The organism is Elusimicrobiota bacterium, assembly GCA_026388155.1.
Classification (GTDB): domain Bacteria; phylum Elusimicrobiota; class Elusimicrobia; order Elusimicrobiales; family UBA9959; genus UBA9634.
The window spans coordinates 234,635-247,977 of the sequence record JAPLKI010000010.1; the positions used below are offsets into that span (position 1 = coordinate 234,635).

Consider the following 13,343-nt stretch of genomic DNA (forward strand, 5'->3'; position numbering starts at 1 on the left):
AAATAAAGGTATTAAAAGGCGCCCGTTCAATACGGGCATTTATGAAGAAGATACATTATTTTCTTTCTGTTTTCTTTTTTCTGCCGCTGTTTACTCCCGCTTTAGCCATGTCTAAGGAGGAAGTACCCGGCGTAGTCGCCGCTCCCGTAGTGCCGGGGTCTGAAATTCCGGTTGTTGACAACACTCCGCCTGTGTCAGGCCAAAACCAGGCCGCGGCTATCACCGTAGACCCGGCATTGCATGAGAATAGGCGCGATGATTTTAGAACATTCAGAATGAACGCCTCTAACCATCCCGATGTTTCCGCGCGCGCCCTGGCGCGGATCCTAAAGGGGCTTCCGCCGGATGAGGCACAGAAATTTACAGACAGGAACTGCTTTCCGATATCCGAAATGCTCACAGGCCTCAGGCGCATGGCGGATTCCAAAAACCTGTCGCATGAAAATTTGCATTCTATAAGCTCCGAACTCGAGCCTTTTGATATTCATGTGTTTGACGCCCGAGGCCGCAAGCCGCCGGACCGCGGCGGTCCCGGAGGCCCCGGAGGCCGCGGACACGATAAAATGAATCCCGTAAACGATCTGGTGGCTGTGCGCTCTGCCGTTAACTCGGAGGACAAAAAGGCGGCGGAGGAGAAAGTTCAGGCGCTTACGCAGAGCTACCCCGACAATCCCTCGGTTCAGTCCGCGGCGGCTTCCTACTATAATGAAATGCGCAACTATACCATGGCTGAAAAGGCCGCCACCACTGCCATAAAACTGGACGAAAAAGATCCGGATCCCTATAAAACACGGGCGGTGGCTCGGGCCGAACTTGAAGACAGAAAAGGCGCCCTTGAGGACATAAAAAAAGCCATGGCCATAGATCCGCAGGACGAATCGGCTAAAATCCTTTCCATACTTCTTGAAAGCCGCAAAAGCGTGCCCACCCTTAAATCCCTGGCTTCCGCGGAGGAAATAAAAAAGGCCCTTGGCTCCGTTGAAGATGGAAGCGCGGCCGCTGTAAGAGGCGACCGGGATCCCGGCGGCATAAACGGCGCGCCCGGGCAGTCTCCAGCCGCCGACGGCGGCGCTGCCACGTCCGCCGCGAATGGGGGGGCGGGCCAGGCCCAGGTTCCGGATTACGGCAAATCCCAGGCATACCTGCAGACCGCGTTTTCCAAAACGCGCCTTGGCGACTACGGGAACACCGTTAAATACGCTACCCTTTCCATAGAAAAAAACCCCGCTAATACCGACGCCTATCTGGAAAGGGCCAACGCCATGAATTTCCTTGGCCGCTACGACGAAGCCGTAAGGGACGCCACCGTAGTGCTGCAAAAAGACCCTTCAAATCTTCAGGCTTTGAACATGCGCGCCTGGGCGCTTAATAAAAAAGGGCTGTCCGGCGAGGCGGAAACCGATTCGAGCCGGGCCATAGGCATAAACCCCGGTTTTGCGGACGCCTGGTTTAACAGGGCTCTGGCCTATGAGAAGCAGGGCGACTATAAAAAAACGCTTGAAAATTTCAGACAGGCCGCCGCGTTGAGCGGGGCTTACCAGAGCCGCTATCAGGACGCGGTGGCGCAGTACGGCGCCATGGTGCCGGGTTTCTCGGCCGGGCTTGGCGCGGCTTCCGCGGGAGCGCAGGCGGCTTATGAAGGCGCGCGCCGCCAAAAACGCTCTCCGCTCAAGCGGTTCCTCATTTTGCTGTTCTTCACGCTCACGGGCGGGGCGCTGGTGGCCATGGGATTGGTGCACATCGTGACTTCCAGAAACGTCAAAGCGGCGGTAAGCGCGCGCAGCACTCATCCGGATGTGCTTTCCCCGTCCGTCTTCTACGAGGGCGTGGCTACCGGGAAATATAAGATAGAGCGCAAAATCGGCGAAGGCGGCATGGGAGTGGTTTATGAAGCTGTTGACCAGTCGCTCGGCAGAAAAGTGGCCATAAAAAAGATGAACGAGGAGATAAAAGTGAACGAGCGCGAAAAACAGCGCTTCCTTGAAGAGGCCCGCACCGTGGCCCTTCTGCACCACCCCAATATAGTGGAGATCTATACCATTTTTGAGGAAGAGGACAATATTTACCTGGTTTTTGAATATATCAACGGCCTGACGCTGGACCGTCTGCTTGACAAGGAAGTGCGGCTGGATTTTGCGAAAACAGTGGGTATATTTGACGAGGTATCAAAAGCCCTGGTTTACGCCCATTCAAAAAATGTCATTCATCGCGACCTCAAGCTTTCAAACATTATGCTGAGCGAGGAAAACGAGATTAAGGTGATGGATTTCGGGCTGGCAAGCCGCGTCAGGGAATCTCTGGCCAGATCCTCCAACGCGGAAGTGGTTGGAAGCCCCGCTTATATGGCGCCCGAGCAGGATATGGGCGTTTCTTCCAGGGAGGCCGACATTTATTCCCTGGGCGTGTGCCTTTACGAGTCCCTCAGCGGTGTGCTGCCCTTTCCGGGGCCGGATTTTCATCAGCAGAAGGTGGGCAGGCTTTACCAGCCCCTTAGCGGCGTGGTGCCCGGTTCTCCAAAAGCCCTTGATTCGCTGTTTGAAAAAGCCTTTGCCCCGGAGCCTGAAAACCGCTTCCACAGCGCCGAGGAATTCCGGAAGACCTTGCTTGACATAGCCGAGGCCGGCGGCTTTAGCCCGGAAAGCGAAGAGCGCGGCCGCGCAAAACAAGGTCCGGAATACAGAACCTTCCCTGTTTAAGTGCCCTAATCCCCGAAAAATGATTTTTTTATCCCGTCCAGCATAAACTGCACGGCCGTAGCCGCGAGTATAAGCCCCATCAGGCGGGTGGTGATGTTCATGGCGATGGGGTTTATTTTTTTTGCTTTTTTTACCGAAAAATAAAAAGTGTAATAGCTCACAAGACCGATAACGGCGAACAGAGTAAAAAGTATCAGGTCGTAGGCTAAATTTTTGGCTTTTGACTCAAGCAGGATAGCCGTGGTAATGGCGCCGGGGCCGGACAGCATGGGTATGGCGAGCGGGGTTATGGAAATGTCGTCCTTGGCTATACCCTCGTTTTTTTCCTCCTCGGTTTCCTGCACTTCCGAACGCTTGGCGCGCAAACTGTCCAAAGCCACTAAAAGAAGCAAAAGCCCTCCCGCCAGCTGGAAAGCGGCCAGCGTTATGCCGAAAATCCCGAACAGCCTGTTGCCCGTGGCCGCAAAAACCGCAAGCACCCCTGTGGCCGTAAGGCAGGCGGTGCGCGCCATTCTAAGGCGCTCCGTCTCCGTGTTAGTGGGGGTCATGGCCAAAAAGGCCGGCACCGCCGCCAGGGGGTTTACTATGGCGAACAGCGAGCCCGCGCTCATAAGAGTGAATTCCATTACGGTCATAACGGCAAATAGTATATTAAAAAAAGACCGGCAGATAAACTCCGGGGTTCGTTTGGGTATATCGTTATTTCGCGGATAAAAAGAGTAAAATCCAGGGGAGCTAGTAAGAGTGAAACTGCTGCGAAGGGGAAAAATCAACTGAATTTGTCGGGCCAAGCCGTCCGCCGTCAGCGCGTATGCGCTTTCCGGGCGTTTACGGTGCTTTTAAGCTCCGTTTTTCCGACCAGCCGGGAAATGAGAGGGGCTGCTTCGGTTTCAGCTTTTTTCCGTTCCGATTTGTTCAGTTTGGAGGCCGTCTTTTTCAGGAGTTCGTCGAACCTGGGCTGGTATTCCTTTCTGGTAAGCACATAGAGCCATTTGTAAGCCTGCGCCGCGTCTGGCGGAACCAGTCTTTTCCCATTATACTCTTCTATCCCCAGATGCGCTTTCGCCAGGTAGAACATGGCGATGGCGGAGCCTTTTTCCGAGCCTTTTAAAAGCCAGTCTCCGGCTTTGGCGTATTCCCCGCGGACTTCATATATGCCGGAGATGTAATACGCCGCGTCCGGTTGGCCGAACTCAAAGGCTTTCAGGAATAGCTGCAGGGCCTTTTCCTCGTCCCTGTTCAGGCCTGGACCGCCAAGGTAATATAATCTCGCGAGTTTGAATGCCGGGTCTGGAAGGGAGGAGGCTTCCGCCGCTTTGGCGTACCATTTTGCCGCCTCGGCGTAGTTTTCGCCAAGGCTTTTTCCGTTCAGATAGGCGTCCGCCAGTTTTTCCATGCCCTCGGAGTTGCCGGAATTGGCCGCCTTCAGATACCAGTCAAAAGCCTTTTTTTCGTCTTTTTCCGCGCCCTGCCCCAGGGCGTACATATCCCCCAGCCTCACGCAGGCGGCGTAATTGCCATGGCCCGCCGCCCGGCTGAACCACTCCAGAGCCTTTCCATAATCCCTGGGGGCGCCGCCTATGCCCTGATAAAAAGCCAGCCCGGCCGGATATTCTTTTTCCGGCTCTCCGTTCCGGGCCGCTTCCAGCCAGTTAAGATATTCAGGTTTCGTCCCCGTCTTCCCGGCAGGCGCGGCGCCGGAAGCAGGGGCAAGGAAGGAGAAACAAAGCAGGAGCAAAGCCGCGCGCTTAAAGGTAGTCATATGTGTCCTCCCGCGTATGGCATCGCGCGCTTATTGCTTTATCTCAAAGCACGGCTTCCCGATCATGCCGTTATAGTTCACCATCTGGCCGAACTGGAAATGGCTCCAGGTGTGGCCATAGTTTAAATTGACGGAGAAGCCGCCTTCCACTATGATCCCGACTTTCCCGCTCACACCGGCGGATCCCCCGAGCGAATCCGAACTGCCGGACATCCCTTTGCGCATTCTGGCTCCCGATATAAGCCATGTTCCGCTCTTGTCATTCAATGTGCAGGTAACGGTGACTTCCATATCATACTGGTCTCTTTTTATGCTCTCCTGGAGAAAGACCTCGGGGAAAGCGGGGGTCGGCGGGGTGTCCATCATTCGCGCCCGGTGAGGAAGAACCTGATCGCCGTCGGTTCCGTATCCCAGACTGTAATCCGGAACTGTCCCATACACCGCCTCGGTGTTCCAGACAGCGCAGTCTTTTACCGTCACATAGCCCATTTTTCCCCAGCTCCAGGTCTGCTTATCGCTCCACTTGGAACAGGTCGTTTTTTTAGAGATCTTCTGACCTTTGTCGTCATAGAGCTCTATGCGCCGGGTGCCTTTAAGGATCTGTATATTGTAAAGCAGAGACGGAAAAGTGGCCTTGCCCTGGGCGTAAAGCACCTGGCCGTCCCGCACGTATTTTATGCATTCCCCCACAAGTGTGTTGTACTCGCGGCCCATCCTCTGCATGTTCGCAAGAATGGCCTGGGCCTCCTGCTGCGTAATATTGCCGTTTATCATTTCCCAGGCTTCGCGCACGCTGATCCTGAGCCCGTCTATCTTCCTGGCGTTCTTTATATATTCGCTGTAAGGTTTGGCAAAAGCTCCATATACCGGGAATTTATCCGGCCAGCTGTCATAACCCACGAAGGTGAGGTTCGCTCCGTAGTTGGTGTAATACATCTCAGCCTGGTGCCTGATATCCTGTAGGGAACCGGGGGGGCCGGCTTCCGCGGCGCCGCTGCCTATGCCCCGGGCGCCGGAGGGATTGTCGGCCCGCGGTAAATTACCAATGGAGCCGGGGAGCACGGCTTCCACGGCGCCGTCGCCTGCGCCCCTGGCGCCGAAAGGATTGCCGGCCAGCAGTGAATTATACGAGGCGGAATTGACTTGCCCGGAGACGGACGGCCCGGGGACGGCATCAGAATAATGCGAAACCGAGGCGGGGTAAACATAAGTCTGTTTTTCTCCCTTCCTGTCCACTATTACAAAAAGTCCGTTGTCGGCCCGTTCCGGGGAATACAGGTAAAACACCCAGTTGGCCGCGGCGCTCTCGCCCCTGTCGGCGTTTTCATCCAGTCCCAGGAGGCTCACAGTCGTGCCGGCGCCGTCCACTTTGCGTGCGTCCCCGGCCCCGGCTTCAGCGATCAGTTTGGCGAGCGAATTTTTAAGGGCGGCCCTGAACCTTATCGCGCCGCCGGCCGCATTCTCCTGGCTAGCCGCTTCTTCATGGGAAACCAGCACGCTTATATTCCTGAGCCCCAATTCAACGAGAATGTCGGCGAAAGGACGGTCCGCTACGGGGGAAGGATAATTTACTATTTCCGTTCCCGCTGTACTTCCGGCCAGGATATTGAAAGAGGTCCGCTTCGCCGATTCCGAAGCATCGCACGGGAGGTTATAGCAAACTCCGGACAGGATTATAGTCAATACGATGGTTTTTTTCATGGTTTTTCCTTGTCTTCGTAAACCGGAAATCCGTTCTTATATACAAAGTATACCGCGCGCGACAGAAAAGTAAAAGAGACTAAAGGGTAATAAATCCCGGAAAAAGGGCCTATGTTACAAGTAGGCCGCGGCAATTGCTTTTTCTGGAATCGCCATGCGGATTTGTAAGGCGGAATTTATAAGCGGTATAATGTGAATCGGGCTGTGAGTTTCAGAAATATGCGGTCCGCTGCCCCGAATTAACGTTTTTTGGGAGAAATTATGAAAGCTATCGTTAAAAAATATCGTGAAAAAGGTCTTTGGCTTGAAGATGTCCCTAAACCGGAGCCGGGGGACAACGAAGTCCTGATAAAAATAAAACAGACCGCTATCTGCGGCACCGATATACATATTTACCAGTGGAACGACTGGGCCCAGAAAACCATACCTGTCCCCATGCACGTGGGGCACGAATTCGTGGGCGTAATAGAGGCGCTGGGAAAAAATGTTAAAGGACACACTATCGGCGAGCGGGTTTCGGGCGAGGGACACATAGTCTGCGGCCATTGCCGCAACTGCAAGGCCGGCCACAGGCATTTGTGCATAAATACCAGAGGTGTTGGCGTTAACCGCCCCGGCGCTTTCGCGGAGTATCTGTCCATGCCGGCCGAAAATGTTTTCCCGCTTCCGGACGATATTTCAGACGACGAGGCTTCAATACTCGATCCCCTCGGCAACGCCGTGCATACGGCGCTTTCTTTCGACCTGGTGGGGGAGGATGTTCTGATCACCGGAGCGGGCCCCATAGGCATAATGGGCGCCGCCATTGCCATGCATGTGGGCGCGCGCCATGTGGTTATAACCGACCTGAACGATTACCGCCTTGAGCTGGCAAAAAAACTGGGCGTAAAAAATGTGGTGGATGTGCGCAAAGAGAAACTCCCGGATGTTATGCGGCGCCTTAAAATGACGGAGGGCTTTGATGTCGGCCTTGAAATGTCCGGCAGTCCCTCGGCTTTCAACGATATGATAGCCTCTGTCAAAATGGGGGCCAAAATCGGGCTGCTCGGCATATTGCCGCCTAATACCACCATCCCCTGGGGAACCGTTATTTTCAAGGCCCTGCTGATGAAATGTATTTATGGCAGAGAAATGTTCGAGACCTGGTATAAGATGTGCGCCATGCTTCAAAGCGGGCTTGATATCAAACCCATAATCACCCACCGCTTTCCGGTGGAGCGCTTCAAGGAAGGCTTTGATATTATGGCCTCAGGCGATTCAGGGAAGATAATTTTAGACTGGAGCAAGCTTTGAGCCGTCGGCTCAAAGCTGTCGCGAGACTGAATAATGGATTATCATTGCGGTTTTGACAAGCTCTGCGAAGCGCTTAAAGGCTCGGGGGCGCTTCTCGTGGTTTTGGATGACAAGAAGCGCCTCAACGTCATGACCATCGGCTGGGCGCAAACAGGCGTTATCTGGGGCAGGCCCGTAATGACCGTGCTGGTTCGCCCTTCCCGCTATACGCATGAGCTTCTTGAGAATGCGCGCTATTTCGCGGTTTGCGTTCCGGCAGCCGGCGCCTGGAAAAAGGAACTTGCTTTTTGCGGCTCAAAGTCGGGCCGGGAACATGACAAACTGCGCGCCTGCGCGTTTAAAACCAGAGACGGCTCAAAGCCGGGCGTTAAGCTTATAGAAGGCGCGGCGCTCTCTTATGAGTGCGAAATTCTTTCCAGGGCCGAAATGCCGTCCTCGGCTCTGCCGAGGGAGATAAGGAAACAATATTATCCCGCCGGCGACTCGCATACGCTTTATTTCGGCGAAATAATTAAAATCCGGAAGGCCTGAATGGAACTGCTGAAAAAAACATTTTTAATTTCGCTTATGGTTTCTTTATCCGCCTGCGGCCTTGCCCGGGAAAAGGCCGCGGTGTATTATCTTTCAAAGGCGGAAAAGATCATCTCTGAAAAAAGCGCCGCTCCGGCCGATATTGAAGAGGCATACGGTTTTATAGATAAAGCCCTTTCCAAAGCGCCGGATTCGGAAAGGGCGCTGGCCCTGCTTGAAGAGTTGAGTGAGAATGCCTACAAAAGCGGCTTTGAACGCGGCGGCGAATTTGAAACCGCGATACTAAAAAAAACCGTAAAGGCCAGCGCGGACAACTGGCAGGCAGCCATGGCCCTTATAACAGTTCTGGGCGAAAGGGGCGATGTGCCTTCCATAAGGGAGCTTTCCCTTTTGCTTGAAACCCGCTCGTCTTCCGGCACAGTCGCGGAAAGCGCCATAAGCCCGCGACAGGCCGGTGTCACGCCTTCCGCGCTCTACAATTCCCGCCTGCTTTTGCTGAGCTGCTACTCGGCGCTTGCCTCCTGGCTTGAAGCGGACGGATTCCTGGCCCTTAATAAAGACGCCGAGCGCCTGGAAAGGAACGCCTCCCACTATGTTGCGGTCATTGAAAAGATAAAGGCGCTTAAAACCGGGCTTGAAAAAGAGGAGGCCGAGTCCCCGGAACTTAAAAAAAACGCTCCGCCAAATATCCTTTCTTCCGCCGAGATCACTTCGGCGGATGCCCTTAAAAACAGCGCGGAGGCTGAAAAGATAAAAAATACGGTGGACCAGCTGGCGCGGGACGCGGGGTTCAAAAAAGCGCTTGAACTTACGGTGGAAGGCAATAAAGCGCTGGTTAATAAAGACTACCCCCGGGCCAGGGCTTTTTATCAGGGGGCGCTCGGCAATTATCCGGATTTTATCGACGCGCGCAAGCAGCAGGTGGAGGCGGATTTCCAGGAAGGGGCGAGCCTTGCCATAGTAAATGAAAACCGCCCGGCCGCGCGGGCGCTTCTTTTAAAAGCGTATCAGGGAAGTTCTCAGGTTATAGCGGCTGGGCTGGAAAAAGGCAACCGCATGCCTTTTGTGGGCGCCGATAAATTCATGAGCGAGATCTACGCGCTCAGGGCGGCTGTCATTTCCGCCTTTGGCGCCGTGGGAAAACCCGATCCCAGGCGAAAAGCGCGCATGGAAAAGGACCTTAAAGAGGCGCTGGATTCTGCGGTCAAATTCAACCCGGACAACAGGATCGCGCGCGAACTTCTTGAGCGCTACGCGAAAGAAGGCTTCTGAAAATGAGGCGGTCAGGTAAAACTCTTTTAGCGGGCGTTTTTTTATTTTCCTTTAAAATTTTACTTCATGGCCAAAATGAGAATGTGGTCTCGACCGCCGCTGTAAAGGCTCCATCCGCCCGGCCTGATGAAAGCCCGCTTATGCTTAATATATCAAAGGACGCCCGCGATTCAAGGGTGGCGCTGGATTATTCCCTGAGGTGGGATTTTTCCGATTTGCGCGGTTTCAGGCCCGGCGTAAAAACTCTGTATTACCTCTTTAAGAGCGCTTCTTCCTGGGACATAACGGAAAATACCAGGCTTAAATATTACGGCTTTAAAACCAATCCCTGGCGGGTGTTTATCGCCAAAGAACGGTTGGAGCAGTCCGCTCCAGCCGGGGCTTTGGGGGCCGGCGCCGGCGGACCGCCGGCTGAGTACAAAAAACGCCTGCGGCTTTCCCTTTCGCCGCTGGTGGATGATTTTGAACGGGATCTTGACGAAAATTTACGGGACGCTCTGCTTAACGCTTCATTTAAAGGCGCGTCGCCGCAATGGTCCAAAATAAGCGAAAAAGATAAAAAAGTGTTTTTCAGGGATGTATTGTCGCTTGGAGTCTGGGATACGCCCCTGCCCCTGATCAACGAAGGCAAAGAAAGCCTTGAGTATATCAGTAAATAAGCCGCATGCTGCCCGCGCCATAAGCCGCAAGCCATCGGCTATAAGGAATTCCAGATCTCAATCCTGCAGGGTGAAACTTACAATAGCGGCCCTTATGTTGCCTACAGATAAATCCATGAAGCGCGGCAAAAGGTTCGCTCTGGCAGCTCTGGCGATATCCGTCCTGGTTGTCGCTTACGTGCATTACCAACTTCTAAGAGCGGCTCCCGACCCTGAATTGTTTCCTGACTCCGAAGGGTATCTCGCGCCTGTCTTGGAGAGTATATTTCATGGAAGGTTCGCATTAACGTCAATCCGAACCCCCGGTTATTCCCTTTTCCTCTTGACGATCCTGAACGTTTTCCGCTGGTTGCCGGCCGTAACGATCTTTCAGCACGCTCTTCTTATTTTAACCGGATGTATAACGGCCCTGATCTCTTATCGGTTCATACGCCCTTCGTATCTCCTGGCGATCTTTATCGGAACGCTGACGGCCCTGCTCCCCCGCCCGCTTGCGTCCGCCCAGCAGCTCCTGACCGAAACGCTTTACTCGTTTATCGAGGTGTGTCTGGTATTTTCCATCGCAACGGCAAGTAAGTCCGCGGCGGCGAATCGGACGTGGGTCGCTGCAGGGATCCTGTCCGTACTGGCGGCGTTTGTCCGCCCCATCGGAACTGGTCTCCTGGTCGCTATTCCTGCGGGTATTCTTACGACAAGAATGGGAAAGAGAACTATCCGGGCGCTTACACTCTGGGTCGTTCCAGTGATGTTTCTGTCGCTCTCCTGGTGCGCCGTAAACCTTAAACATTTCGGGTTCTGGGGATTTACACAATTTGGAAGTTATGCGCTTTTTGTTAATAACGCCTATTTGCTGGAACCCGGCCAGGGATCCGCACAAATAAGCGCCCTGCGCACTACGCTGAGGCCGGGAACGCCAGGAGCCGCAGTTGGAAGCAGGGAAGCAGACTGGATGACGTACAGCGGAGAAGATTACCTGGCAATTATAGACCGATCCGGGTGCCCGCCGGCACAGCGGGAGCGAATTCTCAGGGATTTGGCGGTTAAGGCAATCGCCGGCCACCCGTTTAAGTTTCTCCGGGACCAGGTTGTGCATTTCATCTGGTTTATTCTGGAAAGCGGCAAAAGACCACCCGGCCGTTTATCCATTTTATATAATTCCGAAGAAAGTCTTAAACGCTATATGGGGTTTTCCTCGGCTCATCCCGAGATCGATCAAATGCTTCAGATTTCCCGCGAATCTCCCGGCCGGTACCTTGCGCGGGCTGAACAATTGTCTTCTTACCCTTACGAAAAACGCGGCTATCTTGCCCATGTTTTGTGGCCGCTGACGTGGGTAGAAGAATACCTGCCCGTGGCCGCATTTTGCCTGGGGCTGTTGGCTGTCTGGAAGAATCGGTCGCCGTTAGCCATTTACCTTCTGTTCATCGCTACCGTGCATATTCTGCTGACGAACCTCGGAGGCAGTCGCAGCGGGCGACACGGGGTACCGTTGGAACCTATCTATTTGCTGATGATCATGGCGGCTGCGCAAAGAGATAATGATCAGAGGCTGCAGACCCGCTTCCGGCCGGCGGCTAAAACAAACAAGTACCCGGCTTCCTGCCTGCCCGAAAAACCGCCGGTCATGGGGGGATAAAATTCATGAAAACGCCTCCACTTTTGCTACTATACACGTAGTGGATCGCTTTTTGCAAAGATAATAACTTTTGTATAGCGCAATTTATAATAAACCCGGTTCCGTATCAGCGCATCAAGCTTATGTCTCTTACAAATGCCGCATGCGGCTCGTCCAAAATTAAATTTTTCCGGAAGATCTGCGTTTTTGCCGAAAAAATTCCGCTGCCGGCGCTGTTATGCCTGCTCGTTCTTGCAGCGCTGTTCCCGGTCCTGAATAACGGGTTCGTGGACTACGATGATGTGCAGTATGTTCTGTCAAATACGGCGCTTCGCGGCTCATGGCTTGACGCGCTTGCTTTCTCCCCGGGTTATTACCATCCTGTCGTCACCCTGATCTATAAGGCGGAGTTCTTCCTTTTCGGCCTTAATCCGCTGCCTTATCATATCACAAGCCTCGCGCTTCACCTTGCCAACTGCGCGTCGGTTTTTTACCTGTTTTTACTGCTCGGCTGGCGCAGGGAGGCGGCTTTTCTGGGCGCGCTGCTGTTCGGCGTTCATCCGGTTCAGGTTGAACCGGTGGCCTGGATTTCCGGGCGCAAAGAGCTTTTGTGGGGGTTTTTTGCTTTCTGGACCTTAAGCTGCTATTTAAAATACATTGACACGGGAAAGAACAGATTTTTTATTCTCTCTCTTTTTTGTTTTATCCTGGCCGTCCTTTCAAAGCCTTTCGCCTTGATGCTTGCCTTTGCGCTCCCTCTGGCGGATTATTACCGGAAACGCGTCTTTAGCGCGGTTCTGCTGTTTGAAAAAGTTCCATATTTTTTAGCGGCATTTTCTCTTTTTCTGCTTTCCTGGGCTCCATCCGGTTTTCTTCTGGGTTCCGGCTCCGGGGTTTTTAATCTGTCAAGTTATGCGGCGGGGGGAGGGGAGAGTCTCCTTTTTTACCTGGGGAAATTCGTGGCGCCGGTAAATCTTTCCGCCATGTATCCGCCGCCGGCTTTGCCGGCCGCGCCGGCAGGCTGGTTCTTCCTGCTTTTTGCCGCGGTTTCCGCCCTTTACTGCGCCTGGCGTATTTTACGCGGGCCTGAAAGAGGCGGGGCGGCGAAAGCCGCTGTGTTTTGCCTGGGGTTTTTTCTGATAACTATCTTTCCCGCCCTTTTGATTTTCCCGCCGGCTGACCGTTACGGGTATGTTCCGGCGGCAGGGCTTTTTTTTATTTACAGCTTTCTGGCGCTACGGTTATATGAAATTTTCAGTCAAAGCCGCGGCGCGGCTTACAGTGGCGGCTTTGAGAAGAACCGGCTGAAAAGGCTTTTTTCTCCCGGGCGGGTGCTTGCGGTTATTGTGGCCGCGCATTGCGCCATTCTGGGGGTCGCTTCGTTCGAGAGGGCCGCGGTCTGGAGGAATACTTTTTCGCTGTGCAATGACGTGCTGAAAAAATATCCCCGCGAGGCCGCGGCGTATCGCGCCCTGTCCGACGCGCACAGGGCGGCGGGGCGGTATCAGGACGCGCTGGCGGATCTTAACCGGTGCATTGAACTGCGTCCGGACGACTGGAAGGCGTTGAGCAATCGGGCCGGAATTTTTGTGCACATGAGGGAATTTGACAAAGCTATCTCGGACTGCGGCGCGGCTATCCGGAACAATCCGGGCTCGGCTCTAATGTTCTTTAACAGGGGCAACGCCTATTTCCTGAAAGGGGAATATGCCGCCGCCATCAGGGATTATGACCGCGCGCTCGCAATATCTCCGGCTTTTTCCGCGGCCGCTGAAAGTAAACGGAACGCTTTGGGAAAGCTGAAATAAAGCCGC

General features: G+C 53.9%; 10 protein-coding genes. 7 read left to right on the forward strand and 3 right to left on the reverse strand.

The window, feature by feature from the left end:
* Nucleotides 1-41 precede the first annotated feature (41 nt).
* The gene (locus tag NTX59_04200; protein MCX5784868.1) at nt 42-2,696 is read left to right on the forward strand and encodes a protein kinase; all 2,655 of its coding nucleotides are present in this window, start codon (nt 42-44) and stop codon (nt 2,694-2,696) included.
* A gap of 5 nt (nt 2,697-2,701) precedes the next feature.
* Here the strand turns inward: NTX59_04200 and NTX59_04205 are convergent, their stop codons facing one another.
* From NTX59_04205 to NTX59_04215, 3 genes are all read right to left on the reverse strand, one after another.
* A complete protein-coding gene (locus NTX59_04205) occupies nt 2,702-3,322 on the reverse strand; it encodes an NAAT family transporter (protein ID MCX5784869.1) in 621 nt (206 codons plus the stop codon).
* A gap of 176 nt (nt 3,323-3,498) precedes the next feature.
* Nucleotides 3,499-4,458 (reverse strand): tetratricopeptide repeat protein, encoded by a 960-nt coding sequence (locus NTX59_04210; GenBank protein MCX5784870.1) that lies wholly within the window; start codon nt 4,456-4,458, stop codon nt 3,499-3,501.
* Nucleotides 4,459-4,488: 30 nt separating this feature from the next.
* Entirely contained in the window at nt 4,489-6,159 is a 1,671-nt protein-coding gene (locus tag NTX59_04215; protein ID MCX5784871.1) for a hypothetical protein, read from the reverse strand.
* Nucleotides 6,160-6,420: 261 nt separating this feature from the next.
* Between NTX59_04215 and tdh the strand changes: the two genes are divergently transcribed.
* From tdh to NTX59_04245, 6 genes are all read left to right on the forward strand, one after another.
* Nucleotides 6,421-7,452 carry an L-threonine 3-dehydrogenase gene (tdh, locus tag NTX59_04220; GenBank protein ID MCX5784872.1) on the forward strand — a complete coding sequence of 344 codons (1,032 nt, stop codon included), beginning with the start codon at nt 6,421-6,423 and terminating at the stop codon, nt 7,450-7,452.
* 33 nt (nt 7,453-7,485) lie between these two features.
* Nucleotides 7,486-7,983: a flavin reductase gene (locus NTX59_04225; GenBank protein MCX5784873.1), complete on the forward strand. Its 498-nt coding sequence runs from the start codon at nt 7,486-7,488 to the stop codon at nt 7,981-7,983.
* Entirely contained in the window at nt 7,984-9,255 is a 1,272-nt protein-coding gene (locus NTX59_04230) for a hypothetical protein (protein ID MCX5784874.1), read from the forward strand.
* Between the two features lie 140 nt (nt 9,256-9,395).
* A complete protein-coding gene (locus NTX59_04235; GenBank protein ID MCX5784875.1) occupies nt 9,396-9,914 on the forward strand; it encodes a hypothetical protein in 519 nt (172 codons plus the stop codon).
* A 322-nt stretch (nt 9,915-10,236) separates the two neighbouring features.
* Nucleotides 10,237-11,550: a hypothetical protein gene (locus tag NTX59_04240; protein MCX5784876.1), complete on the forward strand. Its 1,314-nt coding sequence runs from the start codon at nt 10,237-10,239 to the stop codon at nt 11,548-11,550.
* A 122-nt stretch (nt 11,551-11,672) separates the two neighbouring features.
* A complete protein-coding gene (locus NTX59_04245; GenBank protein ID MCX5784877.1) occupies nt 11,673-13,337 on the forward strand; it encodes a tetratricopeptide repeat protein in 1,665 nt (554 codons plus the stop codon).
* The last annotated feature ends 6 nt before the right edge of the window (nt 13,338-13,343 follow it).